We start from the raw sequence: 23,061 nt of genomic DNA on the forward strand, positions 1-23,061 counted from the left end.
GTTGCGCGGTGCGGGTTGGCCGCAGACCTCCCGTCGCGCCGTGCGTCGTTCCGCGTGGGTTGATAACGCCAACCCGCCCTAGGAGGCAACGGCCCTCAAGCAACCTGATGAACTGCTCACGTCCCACGCGCTCATCGCCCCGCCGGGCCGTCGCTACTAGCGGCGCGGCGGGGCGGGGCGCTTCTAGCTTCAATCAGGCGCCGTACCGACGGCTGAGGCCGATTCCGAGCAATGCCAATGCAGCCAGCGCGAGGCTTCCGGGCTCCGGCACGGTGGTGACCGGCGGCGCTGACGAAATGGCGCCCACGGCGTCAATGTCTGCGCCGACAGACCCACCCGCGCCAGTCTGGCCCTCTGCAGGGTCATCGGTCAGCCGGATGTACGAGAATTTGTCGAGCGCATTGAAACCGTAGGCATCGATGTCGATCCCCGCGGTAGCGCCGAACACCTTGCCGACCGCGAACCAGTTCAAGCCATCTTTGCTGATGTCCACGAACGTGTCTTCCACGTCGGGCCCGACTTCGAACACCCACAAGTCCAGCGCCGAGGAGCCACTGCCGGTCAGTGAGTTATCGGTGAACTTCAACACGATGCGCCCCCCCTGGCCCAGCGTGACGAAGCCTGTGTCAGAGCTGCCGGTGGGCGCACCCAACGCGTTCAGTGGCGTTTGGTAAGCCGCATCCGGCCCTGCTGTGCCGCCGTAAGTCGGATCGTACGAGACAAGCGAATCCGCAAACGACGAGGCGCCCCCCGGGAATTCGACGCCGCCGAACACCGCCGCCTGTACCGATAGCCCGGACGTGACTCCCAGAGTGACAAGCCCGATACGTGCAAGCGCAGCTGCGCATTTCAATGAACCCGAAACCATGATGATCCCTCCTTGATGGACAACAGTCTCCGCTGTCTCGGCAAGCATCAAGGGTACCGATTTGCTCAAGTGTCTGATTTCTTTGTCATGTTTTTCAGGCGTGCTGGTGTTGGTGCGGCGCATGTAAAGAAGTCTGACGCTGCTGGCGGTAGAAGGGCAGGTGGCGCCGACGAGAAGGGGGCCTTCTTGCCGTGAGGGTGTCTGCTATCTGGAGCTGATGGCTCCGAATTTGTGCCTCTTGCAGCATTGCGTTCTGTTGGCTTGCGATGGGGGTTGCCGGTGAGCGCTGGCGTTCCCGTTCAAGCCGGGTCCCGCCCCGGCGGGCGGGTTCCTTTCTTGTGCCGACAAGAAAGGAACCAAAGAAGCGGCCCCGCTTCAACGCCCTTTGCTACGCAAAGGGTCCCCTGCGCTGCTCGAAGCATCGGGTGGCTGCGGAACTCGGCCCTGCGGGCCTCAGACAGTCCTCGCCACCGCCGCGCAACGCGCGTCGGAACCCGAAGCTTCTGCGCTGCTCGGCGTTTCAGAGGGGGGAGAGAAAAGCGTCGATGATCAACCGTTCTCTGCAAATTCGACCTGCGCGAAAACGGCAATGGTTTTGACTTTGGGCCCCGTCGAGAGCGCCTAGTAGCGGAGCGCGACCGGGAAGAAGGCCGAGGACTGTTTGAGCTCCGAGCGCAGCGAGGGCGAGTTCCGCAGGCCCCCGGTCGCGCGAGCAACGCAGGGAAGTCAGGCGCGAAGCGCCTGACCGCGAACGCCGGGCGGCAGTCTTTGCTTACTTTCTGGTGCTGTTGCCAGAAAGTAAGGCGCCTGCCGGGGGTGCGACCCCGGCCAACGCGCCGTCGCAATGCAGTGACCTTGCCGGAGCCGTTGGGCGTCGCCGCGCTAAACCCAACTTACGCAAGCGAGTCAATGCACTTGTCGGCAATTTTGACGCCGAGCGAACGCCTGAATGGAATTTCGGGTCATGCATTCGATGGCGCACTATTTGCTTTGCGGCACGCAAGGCCATACGGGGACTCGTGCGGTGGCGACGCGCAGGGGCCAAGCGATGGCCGGCCATCAATCAATCTATTCGCCAATCCGCAGAGAGGTCTTTCAATGATCAAAACGACTATTGGGGTGCTGCTGGCCGCTACGGCTGTTTGTTCGACACCGGCGCAGGCGACCTTACGGGCTTACTACTCGATGTCTGCAACAGCCGGTAACGATGTCAAAACTGCGTCACAAGAGCAAGACACGAACTACGGGATGACCAATTCGGTATCAGATGCCTACGATGTCGTGCACGACAAGGGTGTTAATCGATATCGCGCGTTGGCAACGGTAAGTGTTCGCTCGGATTACGGATCACTGTCGTTTGTCCAAACGGCTGGCAGCACTGCTAATTTCTCAAAGCTGTATTCGCCAACGCCAATGTTTTATCCGGTTTCCAGCGTCTATACGGAGGCCCAATTCGATGACGTGGTGAGAGTCGTGGCGCCTGGGTACAGCGGCGATGTGTCAATGACTTTCAGATTCAAGGCAGACGGCAATATCAATACGTTGAGCCCCAGTCTGACGAATGTCTCGTCTGGTGCGATGTGGGACTACCAAATTGCATTCAACGTCGCGCGTCCGAATTTATTCTACGCGGGGCAAGAAATGCCGAGTTGTCCCGGTGCGGTGTCGTGCCCTATGAACGACTGGTTCTATAACCCGTATGGAGATGCTCGATACCTTGGCGATGGATACTACGAAATGAAGGTGCAACTGCCGGCCAATCAAAACACTGACTTCTTTGTGCGTGGACGCGCTTATAGCAACGGGGCCTATGACACTAAGACCTTTGTCAATTCGCAGTTTGCATGGGGCGGTATTGTGGGTTGGTCGACGCTAGACGGGACGCCGCTCACTTCGTTTTCTCTAGCCTCAGGTTCCGGCACCGACTACACGCAAGACTTTTCGATTTCGACACCCGTTGATGAGCCGCCCGTTGCCGCCCTGATGCTCTGTGGCCTGCTCCTGGGCGCCTTAAAGGTGCGCCGCGAACTTGCGCGCCGCGAGAGTTGAAAACGAAACGGAAGGACTTTGGAGATAAGACAAGGGCCGCCCATCGGGCGGCCCTTCTTCTTTACGGCAACTTCAGAAGCAGTCAGCCCTTACGCCGAATACTCCTCCATCGGCACACACGCACAGAACAAATTCCGATCCCCATACACGTCATCGATGCGATTGACGCTCGGCCAGAACTTGTTGTCGGCCACGTAAGCAAGCGGGAACACCGCCTCTTCGCGCGAATACGTGCGCGTCCATTCCGCCACCATCACGTCCGCCTGCGTGTGCGGGGCGTGCTTGAGCGGGTTGGCGTCGGCGGGCCACACGCCTTGCTCGACCTTGCGGATCTCTTCGCGGATCTGCGTCATCGCGGCGATGAAACGGTCCAGCTCGCCCTTCGATTCCGACTCGGTCGGCTCGACCATGATCGTGCCGGCGACCGGGAAGGACATCGTTGGCGCGTGGAAGCCGTAGTCCATCAGGCGCTTGGCGATGTCGACCTCGGTGATGCCGGTGGCGGCCTTGATCGGGCGGATGTCGAGGATGCACTCGTGCGCGACGCGGCCTTGCGTGCCGCGGTAGAGCACCGGGTAATGCGGCGCAAGCTTGGCGGCGACGTAGTTGGCGTTGAGGATCGCGTACTCGGTGGCTTGCTTGAGGCCTTCGCCGCCCATCATCGTGATGTACATCCATGAGATGGTGAGGATGCTGGCGGAGCCGAACGGGGCGGCGCTGACCGCACCCTGGCCGGCGTGCGAGCGCGCCTCAGTGCCGGTGGGCTTCACGGCGTGGTCAGCCATGAACGGGGCCAGGTGCGCTGCAAGGCCGATCGGGCCCATGCCGGGGCCGCCGCCGCCGTGCGGGATGCAGAAGGTCTTGTGCAGGTTCATGTGGCTCACGTCGGCGCCGATGGTGGCGGGCGAGGTGAGACCGACCTGCGCGTTGAGGTTGGCGCCGTCCATGTAGACCTGGCCGCCGAAGGCATGCACCGTGGCGCAGATGTCCTTCACGGCTTCCTCGAACACACCGTGCGTCGAGGGGTAGGTGATCATCAGCGCGGCGAGATTGTCCTTGTGCTGCTCGGCCTTGGCCTTGAGATCGGCGACGTCGACGTTGCCGTTCTCGTCGCAGTCCACCACCACCACGTCGAGGCCGCACATCTGCGCGGTGGCAGGGTTGGTGCCGTGGGCGGACTTCGGGATCAGGCAGATGTTGCGGTGCGCGTCGCCGCGTGCCTCGTGGTAGCGGCGGATCGCGACCAGCCCCGCGTACTCGCCCTGTGCGCCGGAGTTCGGCTGCATGCAAATCGCCGGGAAGCCGGTGACCGCGCGCAGGTAGTCGGCGAGGCCCTCGATCATCTCGAGGTAACCGGCGGCCTGCTCGCGCGGCACGAAGGGGTGCACATCGCCGAACTCGGGCCAGGTCACCGGGATCATTTCGCTGGTGGCGTTGAGCTTCATGGTGCAGGAGCCCAGCGAGATCATCGAGTGGTCGAGCGCGAGGTCGCGGTTCTGCAGCTTCTTCAGATAGCGCAGCATCTCGTGCTCGGTGTGGTGGCTGTTGAACACCGGGTGCGTGAGGATCGCATCGGTGCGCAGCAGCGCATCTGGCAGCAAATTCGGCAGCGCAACGCCGGCTTCCAATGCCGCGACGTCGGCCTTCACGCCGAAGAGGCCGAACAGCGCGGCCACGTCGTCACGCGTGGTCTTCTCGTCGAAGGACACGCCCAGCGCGGTATCCGACACATGGCGCAGGTTGTAGCCCGCGGCCACCGCGGCTGCGTGCAGCGCGGCGGTCTTGTCGCCGGTGTCGATGTCCAGCGTGTCGAAGAACTGCACGGTGCGCAGCGTGTAGCCCGCGCCCTTCAAGCCGGCGGCGAAGATCGCGGCGAGCTTGTGGATGCGCGAGGCGATCGTCTGGAGGCCCTTGGGCCCGTGATACACCGCGTACATGCCTGCCATGTTGGCCAGCAGCACCTGCGAGGTGCAGATGTTGGAGTTGGCCTTCTCGCGGCGGATGTGCTGTTCGCGCGTTTGCAGCGCCATGCGCAGCGCCTTCTTGCCGCGCGCATCGACCGACACGCCGATGATGCGGCCCGGCACCGAGCGCTTGTGCTCGTCGCGGGTGGCGAAGAACGCAGCGTGCGGGCCGCCGAAACCCATCGGCACACCGAAGCGCTGCGCCGAGCCCAGCGCGATGTCTGCACCCATCTCGCCCGGCGATTTGAGCAGCACCAGCGCCATCAGGTCAGACGCCACGGCGACCAGCGCGCCCTTGGCCTTCAGCGCGGCAATGGTGGCGGTCAGGTCGCGTACTGCGCCGGTCTTGTCCGGGTACTGCAGCAGCGCGCCGAACACGTCGGCCGAGGCGGCTTCTTCAGCGGTGCCGAAGACCAGATCCCAGCCGAAGTACTTGGCGCGGGTCTTGACCACGTCGATGGTCTGCGGGAACGCGGCGCTGTCGACGAAGAAGGCGTTGGACTTGCTCTTCGACGCGCGGCGCGCCAGGGCCATCGCCTCGGCGGCGGCGGTAGCTTCATCCAGCAGCGAGGCGTTCGCGAGCTCGAGCCCGGTGAGGTCCATCACCATCTGTTGCCAGTTCAGCAACGCTTCGAGGCGGCCCTGGGCGATCTCGGCCTGGTAGGGCGTGTAGGCGGTGTACCAGCCCGGGTTCTCCAGCACATTGCGCAGGATGACCTTGGGCAGGATGGTGTCGTAGTAACCCAGACCGATCAGCGAACGCTTCAGCACGTTCTTGCCGGCGATGGCCTTGAGTTTGGCGAGCGCTTCGTGCTCGGGCACGGCCGCGGCGATCGGCAGCGGCTTCGCGAGACGGATGCCAGCCGGCACGGTCTCGGCGATCAGCGCTTCGAGCGACGCGGTGCCGATGTCGGCACACATCGCGGCCGTTTCGGCGGCATCGGGGCCGATGTGGCGGCCGATGAAGTCATCGCGCTGCTCAAGCGCGGAAAGCGGAAGGTTCAGCATGGTCTGGCTCTGTCAGGATGCGGGGCGGTTTGAGGCGAGTGCGCTTTGTTCTTGTTGTTGCGCGGCTTGTCGGCGATAGGCCTACTCAGGTCACGCGATTTGCGTGGAGCGATCGTCGCGAGCGGTCCGAGGTCAAGCCGAAACGCACAGCCGTACTCGGGTACGGCGAGCATTGCAGGCTTGAGATCGGGCCGCGCAGCAGATCGATACGCGCAAATCAGGCGTCGGCGATCTTGTCGTAGGCAGCGGCGTCGAGCAGCTTGGTCACGTCGTCAGCATTTACCGGCTTGAGTTTGAACAGCCAGGTGGCGTAGGCGTCTGCGTTCACCGATTCCGGCGCGTCCAGTGCGGCCTGGTTGGTCTCGATCACTTCACCGGCGATCGGGGCGTAGATGTCCGACGCGGCTTTCACCGATTCCACGATGGCGCAGTTTTCACCAGCCTTCAGCGTACGGCCGACATCTGGCAGTTCAAGGAACACGACGTCGCCGAGCGCGTTCTGCGCGTGGTCGGTGATGCCGACGGTGACGGTGCCGTCCGGCTCCATGCGGACCCATTCGTGGGACTCGGTGTAACGCAGCGTGGTCGGGGTGTTCATGTCGTTTCTCCTGGTCAATTTCTGGATTGCGGAATCAGTCTGGATGGCGCGCTCAGGCAAGCACCTTGCCGTTGCGGACGAACGAGAGTTTGGTGACGCGAGCCTTCAGGAGCTTGCCACGGATGTCGACTTCAACGGTATCGCCCAGCTGCACCGCAGCGGGGATTCGCGCAAAGGCGATTGACGCGTTCATCGACGGGGCGAAGGAGCCGCTGGTGGTTTCACCCTCGCCGTGCGGGGTGACGACGCGCATGTGGCCGCGCAGCACGCCGCGGTCTTCGAGCAGCAGACCAACCAACTGCTTGCTGCGATCGTAGGCTTCGAGCGCGGTACGGCCGATGAAGTCGCGGCCCTCGGTGAAGTCGACCGTCCAGGTGAGGCCGGATTCGAGCGGGTTCTTGCTCTCGTCCATGTCCGAGCCGTAGAGGTTCATGCCGGCTTCAAGGCGCAGCGTGTCGCGCGCGCCCAGGCCGATCGGTTTCACGCCGGCAGTTTCGAGGGCCTTCCAGATCTCGGCCGCGCACTGCGCGGGGACGATCAGTTCGAAGCCGTCTTCGCCGGTGTAGCCGGTGCGGCAGATCATGATTTCGCCGAACTCGCCATTCCACTTGGCGGCCTGGAAGGGCTTGAGGCCCTCGCTGACCGCTTGCGAGCCGGGCAGAGCGGCCCACGCCTTAGTGCGGGCATTCGGGCCTTGCACCGCGATCATCGCCAGGTCGCGGCGCGATTCGATGGTGACGTTGGCACCCATCTTCGCAGCCTGCGTGCGCATCCACGCGATGTCCTTGTCGGCGGTGCCGGCGTTCACAACGATGCGGTAGTCGTCCGGTGCGAAGAAGTAGGTGATCAGGTCATCGACCACGCCGCCATCGTCCTGCAGCATGCAGGAGTAGAGCGCCTTGCCGGGCAGGGTGAGCTTGCCGATGTTGTTGGCGAGCAGTTTTGCGAGGAAGGCCTGCGCACCAGCGCCGGAAACATCTACCGGAAGCATGTGCGATACGTCGAACATGCCGGCGTCGCGTCGCACCTGGTGGTGCTCTTCGAGCTGCGAGCCGTAGTGGATCGGCATGTCCCAGCCGGCGAAGTCGACAATCTTCGCGCCTGCGGCGACATGGAGGTCAAAAAGCGGTGTCTGCTTGCCCAAGTGAGGCTCCCGGAGAGGTGGCAATCAAATTGCCAAGTTAGGTGGCAAATTCAGGTTAGTCCAAAAACGCAAAAGGGCCCGCCGCGCGATGCTCTGCGTGGCGGGCCCCATCTGTCCTTGGTACCTGAGAGATTGCATACCGGCTACGGTATGGCTGCCCCTTCGGTGGGTGCGGTCTGGCCGCACCTGCTCTCCAGATTTTTCGGAGCCTCCTTGCGGCCTGCTCCACTGCTGTCCGGTCCCTTGTACCTGAGCGATTCCGGGGTTACGCCTTCGGCGGTCTGCACGGGGCAGACGCTCTCCCAGACAACAGGGGGCGGACTCTACCGGAAGGGCAGGGGCGCCGCAACCGGCTGATAACATGACTTGTTTTCGCCCCGGAGCCCCGCGATGAACCCGCCTGCCGATGCCTGGATGCCGCGCCGCGAATCGGTGAGCGAATGGCTGGATGTGCGCGGCCTGCGGCTACATGTGCGGCGCTGGCCGCAACCGGGCGCGCCGCGCCTGTTCCTGCTGCATGGCTGGATGGACGTGTCGGCGTCCTTCCAGTTCATGGTTGATGCACTGGCGGGCGAGTGGGACATCATCGCGCCCGATCTGCGTGGCTTTGGCGAGAGCGCCTGGAGCGCCGACGGCTACCTCTTCGCGCACTACCTTGCCGACCTCGATGCCTTGCTTGAAGCCTACTCGCCTGATGAGCTGGCGTGCCTGGTCGGACACAGCCTTGGCGGAAATCTGGTCTGTCTGTATGCGGGCGTGCGGCCGACGCGGGTGCGCGCGCTGGCATCGCTCGATGCCTTCGGTTTGCGCGAGGCAAGGCCGGACGAGGCACCCGGCCGGCTGGAAAAATGGCTACAGCAGTTGCGCACGCCCGAGCGTTTTCGCAGCTACCCGGATTTTCCCGCGCTGGCGCGGCAGTTGCGGCTTGAAAACCCGCGTTTGTCACCGCAACGGGCGGCGTTTCTGGCCCGCCACCTGGGCGAGGAAGACGGGCTGGGTGCGGTGATCCGCGCCGCTGACCCGGCGCACAAACACGTCAGCCCGGCGCTCTATCGGTTCTCTGAAGTGCAGGCCGCATGGCGCCGGATCAGCGCCCCGGTTCTGGTCGTGCTGGCCGACGATGCCGCCTTGCTTGAGCGGCTGGGTCTCACGCGCGAAGAGGTCATGATGCGTCTGGCGAGCCTGCGCAACGCGCGGATCGAGACCTTGCCCGATTGCGGCCATAACCTGCATCTTGAGCAGGCAGAGGCACTTGCCCGCATCCTTGAGGAGTTTTTTCTCGGCCTGCCGCGGGGCACGGTACACTCGCCGTATGATCCCGCTCAACGCTGACCTGCATTGCCATTCCACTTATTCGGACGGGCTGCTCGAACCCGCCGAAGTTGTTGCCCGCGCCGCCCGCAACGGCGTCGAACTGCTCGCCCTGACCGATCACGATGAGATTGGCGGCCTGCCCGAGGCCCGAGCGACCGCGTCTGAATTCGGGGTGCGCTTTGTCAACGGGGTGGAGGTGTCCGTTTCGTGGGGCGACCAGACGGTGCATATCGTCGGGCTTGGTCTTGATCCGGATAACGCCGCGTTGCGCGAAGGTCTGGCGAGCGTGCGTGCTGGCCGCGATGGCCGTGCCGCGCGCATGTCGGATGCGCTGGCGGCGATCGGGATTCGTGGCGCCTACGAGGGCGCCTTGAAGTATGTGGGAAACCCCGCGCTGGTCAGTCGATCGCACTTTGCGCGCTATCTGGTCGAGATCGGCGCGGCGCGCGACGTGAAGACCGTGTTCGATCATTACCTCGTGCGCGGCAAGCCCGGCTACGTCGAACATGTATGGGCCACGATGGACGATGCCTTGGGCTGGATTCACGGCGCCGGCGGGATCGCGGTCGTCGCCCACCCTGGCCGCTACCGCTTGTCCAAGGCCGAACTGAACACCCTGTTCGAGCGGTTTCACGATTTGGGTGGCGGCGCAATCGAGGTTGTGTCCGGTTCGCACCACCGCGAGTCCACGCTTGAGTTTGCGCGGGTTGCGCGCCGCTTCGGCTTTCTGGCCTCACGCGCGTCGGACTTCCACGGCCCGGGCGAGAGCAGTGTTGATCTTGGGGGCGCGGATCGCCTGCCCGAGGACCTCACGCCGGTGTGGTCGCGCTTTTGAATCGGGCGGGCCGCCGCAACGCATCCGCCAATCGCGCGGAACCCCGCGACAGCGCTGACGCTGCGGGACTAGAATCGCGCCTTTAGCGCATTGCCTCTCGATCGTGGCTCAGTACTTCTCCCTCTTTCCCGATAACCCGCAGCCACGCTTGTTGCGACAGGCCGCCGAGATCATTCGCGATGGCGGGTTGGTGGTCTTTCCGACCGACTCGGCCTACGCACTGGCGGGGCAGACCGGGAACGCAGGCCTGATCGACCGCATCCGCCGCATCCGCGGCGTTGATGATCGCCACCACCTCACGCTGATGGTGCGCGATCTCTCCGAAATCGCGCACTACGCGCGGGTCGACAATGCGCAGTACCGTTTGCTTAAGGCGGTGACGCCCGGTCCCTACACCTTCATCCTCGAAGGCACCAAGGAACTGCCGCGCCGCGTGCTGCACCCCAAGCGCAAAACCATCGGCATCCGCTGCCCCTCGCACCCAGTCGTCGCGGCCTTGCTGGGTGAGCTGAACGAACCGATGCTCACCTCCACGCTGCTGTTGCCGGGCGAAGACCTGCCGCTCACCGATGCCGAAGACATCCGCGACCGACTCGAAAAGCTGGTCGACCTGGTGATCGAAGCCGGCCCCTGCGGGCCCGAAGCGACGACGGTGGTCGACCTCACCGGCGGCACGCCGGAAGTGATTCGGCGCGGCCTTGGCCCGCTCAGCCCGCTCGGGCTTGACGATTGAACGCCTCTGCTAGACTGCTGTTTTCCCAATGATTAGTGGGCCATGGACATCGTCCTGACGATTCTGGTTTGGGCGCCGCCCATATTGCTGGCAATCACCCTGCACGAGGCCGCGCACGGTTATGCGGCGCGCCACTTCGGCGACCCGACCGCCTACCTTGCCGGCCGTATCAGCCTTAACCCGCTGCGTCACATCGACCCGGTCGGCACGATCGCCGTACCGCTGGGCATCGTGCTAATGAATCACGCGACCGGCGCGAGCTTCCCGCCCTTTGGCTGGGCCAAGGCGGTGCCGGTGAACTCCGGCCGCTTGCGCAACCCGAAGCGCGACATGCTCTGGGTGGCCGCTGCCGGGCCGGGTGCCAACTTGGCGCTGGCATTAGGCTGGGGTTTGATGCTGAGTCTGCAGAGTGCGTTGGATGGATATGGTGGCGACCGGTTTTTCGAGATGGGGCAGGTGGGCATTTTGGTGAATCTGGGGCTCATGTTGCTGAACCTGCTACCGATACCGCCGCTCGATGGAGGCCGCATCGCGATCAGCCTCCTTCCCGGTCCGCTGGCGTGGAAGTTCGCGCGGATCGAGCCCTACGGCTTCATCATCCTGATCGCGCTGCTATACCTGCGCGTGCTGGACTATGTGCTGTGGCCGCTGATCCCGCCGCTGAGGCAAATCATCGCGCTTGTCACCGGCGCGTGAGTGGTTCGGGTATGAACATCCACCCGCTTGTTGGCGCGAATCCCTTCGGCCTTTCAGCAGTGCGCCGTTATGGCTGAGCTTGCAACGGCTCAGCTCGACTTACGCCCGCACGACGAGGGCTTGCCGCCGGCCTTGGCAAAGATTTATGGCGAGTCCCTGTTCGAGCTGCCGCGCGACCTCTACATTCCGCCGGATGCGCTGCAGGTATTTCTTGAGGCCTTTGAAGGCCCGCTCGATTTGCTGCTCTACCTGATCCGCAAGGCCAACATCAACGTCCTTGATATTCCGATGGCGCCGCTGACGGCCCAGTACCTCAAGTATGTCGAGGCAATGCGGCGCAGCAACCTGGAGTTGGCGGCCGAGTATCTGCTGATTGCGGCGATGCTGCTTGAGATCAAGTCGCGCATGTTGCTGCCGCGACCGCCGGCTGAAGCGGAAGACGACAGCCTAGACCCCCGAGCCGAGCTGGTGCGCCGGCTGCTGGAGTACGAGCAGATGAAGGTTGCAGGCGCGCGGCTGGATGCGCTGCCACGGGTTGAGCGCGATTATGAGTGGGTTACCGTGTGGGTCGCCGAAAAGGTGGTCGAGCGCTTGCCGGAAGTCAGCCTGCACGATCTGCAAGTCGCCTGGCTGGGTTTGGTGCGTAAGGCCAAGCTGACGCAGCACCACACCATCAAGCGTGAAGAACTCTCGGTGCGTGAGCGGATGACGTCCATTATGCGGCAGCTTGGCGGTGGCGCGTTCCAGCCCTTCGAAGCCCTGTTCGAGCGTGATGCGGGTGTGCCGATGCTGGTTGTCAGCTTCCTGGCGGTGCTTGAACTGGTCAAGGAGCGGCTGGTTGTTGTCAGTCAGGTGGCACCCTTGGAGCCGATTTATGTCAGACTTAACACCTCGGATGCCGATTGAATCGGAAGTTTCGGCCGCGGCCGAAGATTCGATAGACTTCGAGCTTGCCTTGCGGGTCCTTGAAGCAGCGCTCCTTGCGGCTGCCGAACCGCTCGCAATGGCTGAGCTGCGCAAACTCTTCGATGACCAGCTTGATGCGGATCTGATTCGCCGACTGCTCGAAGCCTTGCGCGAGCGCTGGAGTGATCGCGGCGCTGAACTGGCTCAACTGGCGACTGGCTGGCGATTCCGCACCCGTGCCGAATACCAGCCCTATCTCGACCGGTTGCGTGAGCAGAAACCGCCGAAATACTCGCGAGCCGTGCTGGAGACGCTGGCAATCATCGCCTACCGCCAGCCGGTGACGCGTGGCGACATTGAAGATATTCGCGGCGTTGCCGTTTCTCCAAACGTACTGAAAACACTGGAATCACGTGGCTGGGTCGATATCGTCGGGCATCGTGATACGCCCGGACGTCCGGGGCTTTATGCCACGACGCGACGCTTCCTTGATGAACTTGGCCTGCGCAGCCTCACCGAGCTGCCACCCTTGGCCGAAATTGAAAAGGTGATGGATCTTGTCGATACCGCAACGCAAGCCGCGCCCGCCGCGGCGCAATGATGGCAATTCCCCCGCCCGCCCGCCGCGCCGCAATGACGGCGCCGCGCCGCCAGGGCGCAGGGGGCGCGGCCCCAAAGCGCAGGCCGAGGCCTACGAACCGCAGCGCTTGCACAAGCTCCTGGCAGAGGCGGGCTATGGCTCCCGGCGCGAACTTGAAGAGTGGATCATCGCCGGGCGAGTCAGCGTCAATGGCATGCCTGCCGGAGTCGGACAGAAGATCGGTCCGGGCGACCGGATCAAGATCAACGGCAAGCTGGTGAACATCCGCTTCACCGAGCGCGCGCCCCGCGTGCTGATGTACCACAAGCCCGAAGGCGAAATCGTCAGCCGTGACGATCCTGAAGGACGGCCGACCGTGTTCGAGCGCTTGCCGGTGCTCAACCGGGGTCGCTGGATCGCGATCGGGCGACTCGATTTCAATACCTCCGGCCTGTTGCTCTTCACCAGCAACGGCGATCTGGCCAACCGCATGATGCATCCGCGCTACGAGCTGGAGCGTGAATACGCCGTGCGGGTGCTGGGCGAGCTGACCGAAGAGCAGATCGGCACGCTGACCACGGGCGTTGCGCTGGAAGACGGCGAAGCGCGCTTCAACTCGCTGACCGATGGGGGTGGAGAGGGCAGTAACCACTGGTATCGCGTGACGATTTCTGAAGGCCGTAATCGCGAAGTGCGGCGGATGTTCGAAGCCGTCGGCCTGACAGTCAGTCGCCTGATGCGGGTGCGCTACGGGCCGGTCCAGTTGCCGCGCCAACTCAAGCGCGCGGCTTGGGCGGAGATGTCCGAAGCGGACGTGTGCGCCTTGATGGAGGCGCTTCCGGCCGATATCGAGCCTGATTCGCCTTTTGCCGAACCTGACGAGCATCAGCTCGAGGCGGACATGGAGGCTGAAGATGCCGAGGCGTGGGCCAAGGCGCAAAGACTCAAGGTGCCTGGCGTACGCCCCCTGACCGACGGCGCGGCCACCGAGCGTGGGCCGCGTACCGGGCGCCCGCAAGGAGCCGGGGCGCGTCCTGGTGGCCCGAACGCGCAACGAAATCCGCGCGGCAAAGGCCCCCGTCCGCCGCGTGACGGGCGCCCCGCTGAGGCGGGTGCGCAGGGCGGTCAGCGCGCGCAGCAGCGTGGCGGTGGGCGGCGACCCGAGGATGGCGCGCAGGAACGCTTGGGGCTGGAGGCCGGCACTCCGGCACCGGAGGGCGGCGCGCCTAAGCGTGGTGCTCGCCCGAACAAGCCGCGCAAACCGCAAAGTGGCCCGCGCCTGCCGCGGAACGTGCAAAACGAACCCGGTGCGCCGGGCCTTGCAGCGGAAGGCGTCGCGCCGAGAGCTGAGGGCGATGCAGTGGCCGCGCCGGCGCGCAAGCGCTCCGGGCGGGGGCGCAAACCGCGCAAGCCGCCGGTTGCTGAGTGAACGCATTTACCTAGCGCGCCAGGTCTGATAAACTCTTGCGGGTTATAGGATCTGGCGCCTGTATTTTTCGTGCGTCAGGCATGTTTTGATGAGTGGGCATTGCGCCCACTTTTTGTTTGTAGCGGCGCATGGATCTGAAACTGCTGATTGAGAAGACGGCCGAAGGCTTGGGCTTTGAGGTGATCGATATCGAATCGTCGCCCCGTGGCCGGCTTTTGCGTGTGTTTATCGACAAGCCGGAAGGCATTGTTGTTGAGGACTGCGCGACAGTCAGCAATCAACTGACCCGACTTTTTGAAGTCGAGAATATCGATTACGACCGGCTGGAAGTCTCTTCGCCCGGGCTTGATCGCCCGCTGACAAAGCTGGCCCACTTCGAACGCTTTGCGGGCGAAGAAGTCCAGATGCGTGTTCGGATTCCGGTGGCGAATCAGCGCAATTTCAGCGGCGTCCTGCGCGGCATCGAAGGCGAGACGGTGATTCTTGCAACCGCAACTGGCGAGCAGCGTTTCGCGTTCGACGATGTCGAGCGGGCGCGAATCGTTCCCAAGTTCTAAGAGTTTTGAGGGGTTGATGCAATGAGCCGCGAGGTTTTGCTGCTTGTCGATGCGCTGTCGCGCGAGAAGAACGTCTCGAAAGAGATCGTGTTCCAGGCGCTGGAGTCGGCGCTGGCTTCGGCCACGAAAAAGCGTATCCATGACGACGCGGATGTCCGTGTCACGATTGATCGTGAGTCCGGCGAGCATGAGGCGTTCCGTCGCTGGCTGGTGATGCTGGATGCCGACGTGACCAACGATGAAGCCGAGATGGGCTTGATCGATGCACGTGAGCAGTTCGAAGACATTCAGGTTGGCGAGTATGTCGAGGAGCCGCTCGAGCCGATCGATTTCGGTCGCATCGGCGCGCAGGCGGCGAAGCAGGTCATCCTGCAGCGTATTCGCGATGCCGAGCGCGAGCAGATCCTCAACGACTTCCTTGAGCGCGGCGAGCACTTGGTCACCGGCAACATTAAGCGGATGGAGCGCGGCAACGCGATCGTCGAGGTTGGCCGACTTGAGGCTGTGCTGCCCAAGGATCAAATGGTGCCGAAGGAAAACCTTCGCGTCGGCGACCGCACGCGCGCCTATCTCAAAGAAGTTTCGCGGGGCGCGCGGGGCCCTCAACTGATCCTCTCACGCACTTCGCCGGAGTTTGTAATCAAGCTCTTCGAGCTTGAAGTGCCCGAGATGGAAGATGGCCTGCTGGAGATTCGTGCGTGTGCGCGTGATGCAGGCATGCGTTCGAAGATCGCGGTCAAGGCAAATGATGCGCGCATCGACCCGATCGGCACCTGCGTCGGCCTACGCGGATCGCGCGTCACGGCGGTGCGTAACGAGTTGGGCGGCGAGAACATCGATATCGTGCTGTGGTCGCAAGATCCGGCTGAGTTCGTGATCAAGGCCCTCGCGCCAGCAGAGGTCTCGTCGATCGTGGTCGACGAAGAGTCGCACGCGATGGATGTTGTGGTTGACGAGAGCAACCTTGCAATCGCGATCGGGCGTGGCGGCCAGAACGTCAAGCTTGCTTCGGAGTTGACCGGCTGGCAGATCAACCTGATGACGGTGGAAGAGAGCGCGCAGAAGAGCGAGGCTGAGCATGGCCGACTGCGCCGCACCTTCACCGAGAAACTCGATGTCGATGATGAAGTGGCCGACATCCTGATCGACGAAGGCTTCACCTCCCTCGAGGAGATTGCCTACGTTCCGCTTTCTGAAATGCTTGAAATCGAAGCCTTTGACGAAGAAACGGTCAATGAACTGCGGACACGTGCCCGCAATGTTCTGCTGACCGAAGCCATCGTCAGCGAGGAGCAACTCGAGCAGGTCGCTGAAGACCTGCTGGCACTCGACGGCATGGACAAGCCGCTCGCCGCCAAACTGGCGCGCGCCGGCGTTAAGACCCGCGACGACCTTGCCGACCTTGCCGTCGATGAGCTGACCGAGATTGCGGGTATCACCGAAGACAGTGCGAAGGACCTTATTACCAAGGCCCGCGCGCACTGGTTCGAGTAAGACGGAGGTTGTTGCGGTTATGGCAGAAATGAGCGTGGCGCAGTTCGCCAGCGAGCTGAGGATGCCTGCATCCGTCTTGCTTGAGCAGTTGCAGAAGGCCGGTGTTGCGAAGTCCAGTGAAGGCGAGTCCCTGAGCGAGGCGGACAAGACGCGCCTGCTCGATTACCTGCGGCGTTCGCATGGCGAGACCGCTCCGAAGGCGAAGATCACCCTGACGCGCAAGCAGACATCGGAGATCAAGGCTTCGGATGCGACCGGCAAGGCGCGCACCATCCAGGTTGAAGTGCGCAAGAAGCGGGTGTTCGTCAAGCGTGACCCATCCGAGTTGGCCGCCGAGGGTGGCGTCCATCCGGACATGGAAGAGGCCTTGATGCAGGCCGACGACGAGCACATCCCGGTGGCGGAAGTTGCTGAGCCTGAGCTCGCGCCCGTTCCGGAACCTGAGCCCGAAATCGTCCCGGAGCCGGAACCGGAACCCGCTCCGGAACCGGAGCCGGAGGTCGTTTCGGCGCCCGAGCCTGTGGTGGCAGTCGAGCCGGCACCCGAGGTCGTGGCTGAGCCGGCGCCGGCCGTCGTTGAGGCCGTGCCGGTATCGAACGTAGCCCCCCCCGCGCAAGCACAGGAAGCGCCAGCCGCACCGGTGGCCGCCCGTTCAATTCTCGACATGCTCTCGCCCGAGGAGCGTGCCGCCCGCGAACGCGAAGCGCGTCGCGCATCCGAGCTTGCCCGCATTCAAGCTGAAGAACTGCGCCTGAAGCAGGCGCGCGAAGCACGTAAGAAGTCCGATGAAGAGGCTGCGCGTCAGCGCGCCATTGAAGCCGCTGAAAAGGCGCGCCAGCCCGCCGCTGTGGCGGCCCCGGCCGCTGCCGCTCCGGCCAAGACCGGGACGCTGCATAAGCCGGTGAAGGCCGAGGGTGCCAAGGAAGAGAAGAAGGGTGCCGCCAAGAAGGTTGAGCGCGAGGATGACACCAAGCGTCGCCAGATCAAGACGCGCGGTGACACCGGTGGTGGTGCGGCCGGGTGGCGGGGTGCGCGTGGCGGCGGCCGTCACGGCAAGGACAACCGTCAGCAGGACACCAACTTCCAGGCGCCGACCGAGCCGATCGTGCGTGAAGTGCACGTGCCCGAGACCATTTCGCTGGCCGATCTCGCCCACAAGATGGCGATCAAGGCGACTGAGCTCATCAAGCAGATGATGAAGCTGGGGCAGATGGTGACGATCAATCAGGTGCTTGACCAGGAAACGGCGATGATCCTCGTCGAAGAAATGGGGCACCAGGCGATCGCGGCCAAGCTCGATGATCCGGAAGCGCTGCTGGATGATTCGCAACAGAAGGATGCGGTGCAGTTGCCGCGTGCCCCGGTCGTGACCGTCATGGGCCACGTTGACCACGGCAAGACCTCCTTGCTGGACTACATCCGTCGCGCCAAGGTGGCCTCGGGTGAAGCGGGTGGCATTACCCAGCACATCGGTGCGTATCACGTAGAGACCGATCGTGGCGTGGTGACCTTCCTCGATACGCCGGGTCACGAGGCCTTTACGGCGATGCGTGCCCGCGGTGCCAAGGCAACCGACATCGTCATTCTGGTGGTTGCTGCCGACGACGGCGTGATGCCGCAGACCAAGGAAGCGATCCACCATGCCAAGGCGGCAGGTGTGCCCATCGTGGTCGCCATCAACAAGATGGACAAGCCCGATGCGCATCCGGATCGCGTGAAACAGGAGCTGGTTGCAGAAGGCGTCGTGCCGGAAGAGTACGGTGGTGATTCGCCTTTCATTCCGGTGTCTGCGAAGACCGGCCTTGGGATCGATACGCTGCTAGAGAACTTGCTCCTGCAAGCCGAAGTGCTTGAATTGACTGCTGCAATCGATGCGCCGGCCAAGGGCTTGATCATCGAAGCGCGTCTGGACAAGGGCCGCGGCCCGGTTGCAACGATGCTGGTGCAGAGCGGCACGCTCAAGCGCGGCGATGTGGTGCTGGCCGGGGCGACCTTTGGCCGGATTCGCGCGATGCTGGACGAAAACGGCAAGCCCATCGCGGAAGCGGGCCCCTCGATTCCGGTCGAGATCCTCGGCCTGTCGGATGTGCCCTCGGCAGGTGACGATGCCATGGCGCTTGCCGATGAACGCAAGGCTCGTGAAATCGCGCTGTTCCGCCAAGGCAAGTTCCGTGATGTGAAGCTGGCAAAGCAACAGGCCGCCAAGCTCGAAAACATGTTTGAGCAGATGAAGGAAGGCGAGGTCAAGACCCTGCCGCTCATCATCAAGGCCGACGTGCAGGGCTCGCAGGAGGCACTGGTGCATGCACTGACCAAGCTTTCGACCGACGAGGTTCGTGTGCAGGTGATTCACGCTGCGGTGGGCGGTATCACCGAGAGCGACATCAACCTCGCCCAGGCTTCGAAGGCCGTGGTGATCGGCTTCAACACCCGTGCTGATGCCGGTGCACGCAAGACGGCCGAGGCATTTGACGTCGATCTGCGCTACTACAACATCATCTATGACGCAGTGGATGAGGTGAAAGCAGCCCTGTCCGGCATGCTGGCGCCCGAAAAGCGCGAGCAGATCATCGGTACGGTCGAGATTCGTCAGGTGTTCCGGATCTCGAAGGTTGGCGCGGTCGCAGGTTGTTATGTGCTTGACGGCAACGTCAAGCGCAACGCGCGGGTTCGCGTGCTGCGCAACCATGTGGTGGTTCACGATGGTGAGCTCGATTCGCTCAAGCGCTTCAAGGACGACGTCAAGGAAGTCAAGTTCGGCTTCGAGTGCGGCCTGCAGATCAAGAATTTCAACGACATCATGGAAGGCGATCACCTGGAGGTCTACGAGATCCAGGAAATCGCCCGGACGCTCTGATACCCAGTGCGGTGAAGTGCCAACGGGCCCCGCGAAGGGGCCCGTTTTGTTTGACTCCCCTCAGGCAGGGGCAGGAGTAGTGTGATGGTTAAAGCGTTTTCGCGTGGTGACCGCGTCGCCGAGCAAATCAGACGCGAGCTTGCGGAGTTGATCCGCATGGAAGTGAAAGACCCGCGCATCGGTTTCGTGACGATCACCTCGGTCGAGGTGACGCCGGACTATGCGCACGCCAAGGTCTATTTCACGACGATCGAAGGTGAGCGTGCCGTGCCGGAACTTGCCCAGGGCCTGCGCCGCGCGAGTGGATTCTTGCGTCGCGAGCTTGGGCGCCGCATCCGCATTCACACAACGCCGGACCTGCACTGGGTGTATGACCGCTCGATCGAGCGCGGGGCGCAGCTTTCGGCGCTTATCGATGAGGCGGTGCGCAGTGACGCCGCGCACGCTGGCGAAGCGCAAGGCGAAGACCCAGCCGCCTCGGACGAGAAGCCCGCGCAATGAAGCCTGCGCGCGCTCCGCGACTTTGTATCGATGGCGTCGTGATGCTGGACAAGCCGGTCGGCATGTCCTCGAACGCGGCCCTGCAAACGGTGCGCCGACTGTATAACGCTGCCAAAGGCGGGCACACCGGCACGCTCGATCCGCTCGCCAGTGGTTTGCTCCCGCTGTGTCTTGGCGAGGCAACCAAGTTCAGCCAGATGCTGCTGGATGCCGACAAGTCTTACCGGGCGCGCGTGCGCCTTGGCGTAAGGACGAGCACGGGTGACGCCGAGGGCGAAGTGATCGCGACTGCCCCAGTCGACGCACGGAACGAGGACGTCGCGGAGGCGGTCGCCGGTTTTCTTGGCGAGATCGAGCAGGTGCCGCCGATGTACTCGGCCCTCAAGCGCGACGGCAAGGCCCTTTACGAGTACGCCCGTGCTGGCGTAACCGTGGAGCGTGATGCCCGGCGGGTGACGATCCATGCGATCAAGGCCGGAGCGCTTGACGGTCAGGACTTCGATCTGGATGTCAGTTGCAGCAAGGGCACCTACATCCGCACGCTTGCAGAAGACATCGGGTCACGCCTTGGCTGCGGTGCGCACATCGTTGCATTGCGTCGTACCCGGATCGGGCCCTTTGAGATCGGGGACGCGGTCTCGCTGGAACAACTTGAATCGAGCGATGCAGTTCGCGGCGCATCATTGCGCGCGGCGGATCTGCTCGCATCCCATTTGCCTGCCGTACCGCTTGCTCCGGATGCGGCGGGCAGTTTTCTGCACGGTCAGTCTGTCGCTGTCCCGCTGCCGCCAGGCGCGGTGGAATGCCGTGTGTTTGCCGACGGGCGTTTTCTAGGCCTTGGCCGGGTTTCGCCAGATGGTCGGCTGGCACCGCGACGACTCATTGCGAGTCACGCAGGTGCTTGATGTAAATGAAAATTCGCCGCTATAATGCGCGGCTCGACTGAAAGCAGATAACTGGATTAGAAGAGATGGCTATTGCTACGACACAAAAGGCGCAGATCGTCGCCGACTTCCAGCGCGCCAAGGGCGACACTGGTTCGCCCGAAGTACAGATCGCGCTGCTGACCGCACGCATCAATGACCTGACCGGTCACTTCAAGGCGCACACGAAAGACCACCACTCCCGCCGTGGCCTGCTCGCCATGGTGAGCCAGCGCCGCAAGCTGCTCGACTACCTCAAGCGCAAGGAAGTTGACCGCTACCGCAGCGTGATTGAGCGTCTCGGCCTGCGTAAGTAATCGGCGGCTGACAGCCGTGACCACGACGCAATCCCCGCGGTTCGGCTGAATTCGCAATGCCGGCGAGCCCTACGGGCGACGCCGGCATTGTTCCATTTGAGATCCGTTGCACAGACTCCACAGGCCTCGCCTGCCGGATTGGCTGAGCAGCGGGCAGACTGAAAGGATTTCCCTTGCTGCCCACACCGACAAAGAAGACTTTTACTTACGGATCGCAAACCGTCACGCTTGAGACCGGCGAAATTGCTCGTCAGGCCCACGGCGCGGTCATGGTGTCGATGGACGACACCGTGGTGCTGGCGACTGTTTGTGCCGCCAAGAATCCCAAGCCGGGGCAGGATTTCTTTCCGCTCACGGTTGACTACATGGAGAAGTTCTACGCTGCGGGTCGTATCCCCGGTGGCTTCTTTAAGCGTGAAGGCCGTCCGACCGAGAAGGACACCCTGACCTCCCGCCTGATCGACCGTCCGATTCGTCCGCTGTTCCCGGAAGGCTTCTACAACGAGATCCAGGTCGTCGTGACCGTGCTCTCGCAGAACCCGGAAATCGATGCTGACATCCCGGCGATGATCGGTGCCTCGGCTGCGCTGACGCTCTCTGGCGTGCCGTTTCAGGGGCCGATCGGCGCATGCCGCGTCGGTTACGAGAACGGCCAGTACATTCTCAACCCCACTGCGACCCAGTTGCAGACCAGCCAGATGAATCTGGTGGTGGCCGGCACCGAAGTTGGCGTGATGATGGTCGAGTCGGAAGCGAACGAGCTGCCGGAAGACGTGATGCTGGGCGCCGTCGTGTATGGCCACCAGCAGATGCAGACCGTGATCAACGCGATCAACGAGTTGGCCGATGAAGCCGGCAAGCCGGAGTGGGACTGGAAAGCGCCGGAACAGGATGCCGAGCTGGCCGCCAAGGTCGAAGCGCTCGCACTGCCGGGCCTGAATGAAGCTTTCGCGCTGACCGTGAAGCAGCAGCGCAGCGACCGGATCAAGGAAGTCACCGCTGCGACGATCGCTGCGCTGGTGACCGGTGAGCCCGGCGCGCCCACCGAAGCCCAGATCAAGGATCGCCTCTTCGCGCTCGAATCGAGCATCGTGCGTAACCGCATCCTTAATGGTGAGCCGCGTATTGATGGTCGTGACACCCGCACGGTGCGCCCGATCACGATCCGCACTGGCGTTCTGCCGCGCACCCACGGTTCGGTACTGTTCACCCGAGGCGAAACGCAGGCCTTGGTGATCGCGACCCTCGGCACCGGGCGTGACGAGCAGATCATCGACGCCATCGCGGGCGAATACCGCGAGCGCTTCATGCTGCACTACAACTTCCCGCCGTTTGCGACCGGTGAAACCGGCCGTGTCGGCGCGCCGAAGCGCCGCGAAATCGGCCACGGCCGTCTCGCCAAGCGCGCCCTTGTGGCGGTGCTGCCGGACGCAGCTGAGTTTGGCTATACGACGCGCGTGGTGTCCGAGATCACCGAATCGAACGGTTCCTCGTCGATGGCCTCGGTCTGCGGCGGCTCGCTTGCCATGATGGATGCGGGCGTTCCGCTCAAGAACCACGTGGCCGGTATCGCCATGGGCCTGATCAAGGACGGCAACCGTTTTGCCGTGCTGACCGACATCCTTGGCGATGAAGATCACCTCGGCGACATGGACTTCAAGGTTGCAGGTACCGAAAACGGCGTGACCGCGCTGCAGATGGACCTGAAGATTGACTCGATCAATCCGGCGATCATGAAGAAAGCGCTGGAGCAGGCTCGCGAAGGCCGTCTGCATATCCTCGAGCTGATGAAGGCGTCGATGGGTGGTCACCGCACCGAGCTGTCCGAGTTCGCGCCGCGCATGCTGACCCTGAAGATCAATCCGGAGAAGATCCGCGACGTGATCGGCAAGGGCGGCGCGGTGATTCGTGCGCTGACTGAAGAGACCGGCACGGTCATCGACATTCAGGACGACGGTACCGTGACCATTGCTTCGGTGGATGGCGCGAAGGCAGAGCTGGCCAAGGCGCGCATCGAAGCGATCGCCGCCGATGTCGAGATCGGCAAGATCTACGAAGGCCCGGTGCTGAAGATTCTGGAGTTCGGTGCCATCGTGAACATCATGCCGGGTCGCGATGGTCTGCTGCATGTCTCGCAGATCGCGAACAAGCGGGTGGAAAACGTGGGCGACTACCTCAAGGAAGGTCAGGTCATCCGCGTCAAGGTCATCGAGACCGACGACAAGGGCAAGATTCGCCTGAGCCTCAAGGCGGTTGAAGCCGAAGCGCAGCAACAGCAGTAAGCTGGC

The 23,061-nt window shown here is 63.3% G+C and carries 18 protein-coding genes, 1 pseudogene and 2 riboswitches; of the genes and pseudogenes, 15 read left to right on the plus strand and 4 right to left on the minus strand.

Annotated elements, in window-relative coordinates; genetic code table 11:
• Positions 1-193: 193 nt before the first annotated feature.
• On the minus strand, positions 194-991 hold the full coding sequence (locus tag OPU71_RS12480; protein WP_267728311.1) for a PEP-CTERM sorting domain-containing protein: 798 nt from the start codon (positions 989-991) through the stop codon (positions 194-196).
• A 975-nt stretch (positions 992-1,966) separates the two neighbouring features.
• Between OPU71_RS12480 and OPU71_RS12485 the strand changes: the two genes are divergently transcribed.
• On the plus strand, positions 1,967-2,917 hold the full coding sequence (locus OPU71_RS12485; RefSeq protein WP_267728313.1) for a hypothetical protein: 951 nt from the start codon (positions 1,967-1,969) through the stop codon (positions 2,915-2,917).
• 89 nt (positions 2,918-3,006) lie between these two features.
• Here OPU71_RS12485 and gcvP read toward each other — a convergent pair whose 3' ends face one another.
• From gcvP to gcvT, 3 genes are all read right to left on the minus strand, one after another.
• Entirely contained in the window at positions 3,007-5,889 is a 2,883-nt protein-coding gene (gene gcvP, locus OPU71_RS12490; protein WP_267728314.1) for an aminomethyl-transferring glycine dehydrogenase, read from the minus strand.
• Positions 5,890-6,106: 217 nt separating this feature from the next.
• A complete protein-coding gene (gene gcvH / locus OPU71_RS12495) occupies positions 6,107-6,487 on the minus strand; it encodes a glycine cleavage system protein GcvH (protein WP_267728315.1) in 381 nt (126 codons plus the stop codon).
• A 52-nt stretch (positions 6,488-6,539) separates the two neighbouring features.
• Positions 6,540-7,631 (minus strand): glycine cleavage system aminomethyltransferase GcvT, encoded by a 1,092-nt coding sequence (gene gcvT, locus OPU71_RS12500; protein WP_267728316.1) that lies wholly within the window; start codon positions 7,629-7,631, stop codon positions 6,540-6,542.
• Between the two features lie 101 nt (positions 7,632-7,732).
• A riboswitch (glycine riboswitch) is annotated at positions 7,733-7,838 on the minus strand.
• A 19-nt stretch (positions 7,839-7,857) separates the two neighbouring features.
• Positions 7,858-7,946: riboswitch (glycine riboswitch) on the minus strand.
• A gap of 75 nt (positions 7,947-8,021) precedes the next feature.
• Between gcvT and OPU71_RS12505 the strand changes: the two genes are divergently transcribed.
• The 14 genes and pseudogenes from OPU71_RS12505 to pnp all read left to right on the plus strand — a co-directional run bounded on the left by OPU71_RS12505 (position 8,022) and on the right by pnp (position 23,055).
• Entirely contained in the window at positions 8,022-8,963 is a 942-nt protein-coding gene (locus OPU71_RS12505; RefSeq protein WP_267728317.1) for an alpha/beta fold hydrolase, read from the plus strand.
• Positions 8,944-9,780 (plus strand): 3',5'-nucleoside bisphosphate phosphatase, encoded by an 837-nt coding sequence (locus OPU71_RS12510; protein ID WP_267728318.1) that lies wholly within the window; start codon positions 8,944-8,946, stop codon positions 9,778-9,780. Before OPU71_RS12505 ends, OPU71_RS12510 begins: the two co-directional genes overlap by 20 nt.
• Before the next feature lie 103 nt (positions 9,781-9,883).
• Complete coding sequence (locus OPU71_RS12515; protein WP_267728319.1) at positions 9,884-10,513, plus strand: L-threonylcarbamoyladenylate synthase; 630 nt, start codon at positions 9,884-9,886, stop codon at positions 10,511-10,513.
• Between the two features lie 42 nt (positions 10,514-10,555).
• On the plus strand, positions 10,556-11,209 hold the full coding sequence (locus tag OPU71_RS12520) for a site-2 protease family protein (protein ID WP_267728320.1): 654 nt from the start codon (positions 10,556-10,558) through the stop codon (positions 11,207-11,209).
• Between the two features lie 69 nt (positions 11,210-11,278).
• Positions 11,279-12,115 carry a segregation and condensation protein A gene (locus tag OPU71_RS12525; protein WP_267728321.1) on the plus strand — a complete coding sequence of 279 codons (837 nt, stop codon included), beginning with the start codon at positions 11,279-11,281 and terminating at the stop codon, positions 12,113-12,115.
• The gene (scpB, locus tag OPU71_RS12530) at positions 12,105-12,716 is read left to right on the plus strand and encodes an SMC-Scp complex subunit ScpB (protein WP_267728322.1); all 612 of its coding nucleotides are present in this window, start codon (positions 12,105-12,107) and stop codon (positions 12,714-12,716) included. The genes OPU71_RS12525 and scpB overlap by 11 nt, the downstream gene beginning before the upstream one ends.
• A pseudogene (gene rluB, locus OPU71_RS12535) lies at positions 12,670-13,557 on the plus strand (23S rRNA pseudouridine(2605) synthase RluB); the annotation flags it as partial. The gene scpB and the pseudogene rluB, both read left to right, overlap by 47 nt.
• A gap of 695 nt (positions 13,558-14,252) precedes the next feature.
• Positions 14,253-14,681 (plus strand): ribosome maturation factor RimP, encoded by a 429-nt coding sequence (gene rimP, locus OPU71_RS12540; protein ID WP_267728324.1) that lies wholly within the window; start codon positions 14,253-14,255, stop codon positions 14,679-14,681.
• Between the two features lie 21 nt (positions 14,682-14,702).
• Positions 14,703-16,175: a transcription termination factor NusA gene (gene nusA / locus OPU71_RS12545; RefSeq protein WP_267728325.1), complete on the plus strand. Its 1,473-nt coding sequence runs from the start codon at positions 14,703-14,705 to the stop codon at positions 16,173-16,175.
• A 19-nt stretch (positions 16,176-16,194) separates the two neighbouring features.
• Positions 16,195-19,032 carry a translation initiation factor IF-2 gene (gene infB, locus OPU71_RS12550; protein WP_267728326.1) on the plus strand — a complete coding sequence of 946 codons (2,838 nt, stop codon included), beginning with the start codon at positions 16,195-16,197 and terminating at the stop codon, positions 19,030-19,032.
• An 84-nt stretch (positions 19,033-19,116) separates the two neighbouring features.
• A complete protein-coding gene (gene rbfA / locus OPU71_RS12555) occupies positions 19,117-19,533 on the plus strand; it encodes a 30S ribosome-binding factor RbfA (RefSeq protein ID WP_267728327.1) in 417 nt (138 codons plus the stop codon).
• Positions 19,530-20,438, plus strand: coding sequence for a tRNA pseudouridine(55) synthase TruB (gene truB, locus OPU71_RS12560; RefSeq protein WP_267728328.1), 909 nt, complete (start codon positions 19,530-19,532; stop codon positions 20,436-20,438). Before rbfA ends, truB begins: the two co-directional genes overlap by 4 nt.
• A 65-nt stretch (positions 20,439-20,503) precedes the next feature.
• A complete protein-coding gene (gene rpsO, locus OPU71_RS12565) occupies positions 20,504-20,773 on the plus strand; it encodes a 30S ribosomal protein S15 (protein WP_267728329.1) in 270 nt (89 codons plus the stop codon).
• 176 nt (positions 20,774-20,949) lie between these two features.
• Positions 20,950-23,055 (plus strand): polyribonucleotide nucleotidyltransferase, encoded by a 2,106-nt coding sequence (gene pnp / locus OPU71_RS12570; RefSeq protein WP_267728382.1) that lies wholly within the window; start codon positions 20,950-20,952, stop codon positions 23,053-23,055.
• Positions 23,056-23,061: the final 6 nt, after the last annotated feature.

It is taken from the genome of Niveibacterium sp. 24ML (assembly GCF_026586805.1).
In the GTDB taxonomy this organism is placed as follows: Bacteria; Pseudomonadota; Gammaproteobacteria; order Burkholderiales; family Rhodocyclaceae; genus Niveibacterium.

What these genes read in the sequence shown, in the direction of transcription:
- OPU71_RS12480 (WP_267728311.1), bottom strand. Translation starts at nt 991, where the DNA reads ATGCGCCGCACCAACACCAGCACGCCTGAAAAACATGACAAAGAAATC.
- OPU71_RS12485 (WP_267728313.1), top strand. Translation starts at nt 1,967, where the DNA reads ATGATCAAAACGACTATTGGGGTGCTGCTGGCCGCTACGGCTGTTTGT.
- gcvP (WP_267728314.1), bottom strand. Translation starts at nt 5,889, where the DNA reads ATGCTGAACCTTCCGCTTTCCGCGCTTGAGCAGCGCGATGACTTCATC.
- gcvH (WP_267728315.1), bottom strand. Translation starts at nt 6,487, where the DNA reads ATGAACACCCCGACCACGCTGCGTTACACCGAGTCCCACGAATGGGTC.
- OPU71_RS12505 (WP_267728317.1), top strand. Translation starts at nt 8,022, where the DNA reads ATGAACCCGCCTGCCGATGCCTGGATGCCGCGCCGCGAATCGGTGAGC.
- OPU71_RS12510 (WP_267728318.1), top strand. Translation starts at nt 8,944, where the DNA reads ATGATCCCGCTCAACGCTGACCTGCATTGCCATTCCACTTATTCGGAC.
- OPU71_RS12520 (WP_267728320.1), top strand. Translation starts at nt 10,556, where the DNA reads ATGGACATCGTCCTGACGATTCTGGTTTGGGCGCCGCCCATATTGCTG.
- OPU71_RS12525 (WP_267728321.1), top strand. Translation starts at nt 11,279, where the DNA reads ATGGCTGAGCTTGCAACGGCTCAGCTCGACTTACGCCCGCACGACGAG.
- scpB (WP_267728322.1), top strand. Translation starts at nt 12,105, where the DNA reads ATGCCGATTGAATCGGAAGTTTCGGCCGCGGCCGAAGATTCGATAGAC.
- rimP (WP_267728324.1), top strand. Translation starts at nt 14,253, where the DNA reads ATGGATCTGAAACTGCTGATTGAGAAGACGGCCGAAGGCTTGGGCTTT.
- nusA (WP_267728325.1), top strand. Translation starts at nt 14,703, where the DNA reads ATGAGCCGCGAGGTTTTGCTGCTTGTCGATGCGCTGTCGCGCGAGAAG.
- infB (WP_267728326.1), top strand. Translation starts at nt 16,195, where the DNA reads ATGGCAGAAATGAGCGTGGCGCAGTTCGCCAGCGAGCTGAGGATGCCT.
- rbfA (WP_267728327.1), top strand. Translation starts at nt 19,117, where the DNA reads ATGGTTAAAGCGTTTTCGCGTGGTGACCGCGTCGCCGAGCAAATCAGA.
- truB (WP_267728328.1), top strand. Translation starts at nt 19,530, where the DNA reads ATGAAGCCTGCGCGCGCTCCGCGACTTTGTATCGATGGCGTCGTGATG.
- rpsO (WP_267728329.1), top strand. Translation starts at nt 20,504, where the DNA reads ATGGCTATTGCTACGACACAAAAGGCGCAGATCGTCGCCGACTTCCAG.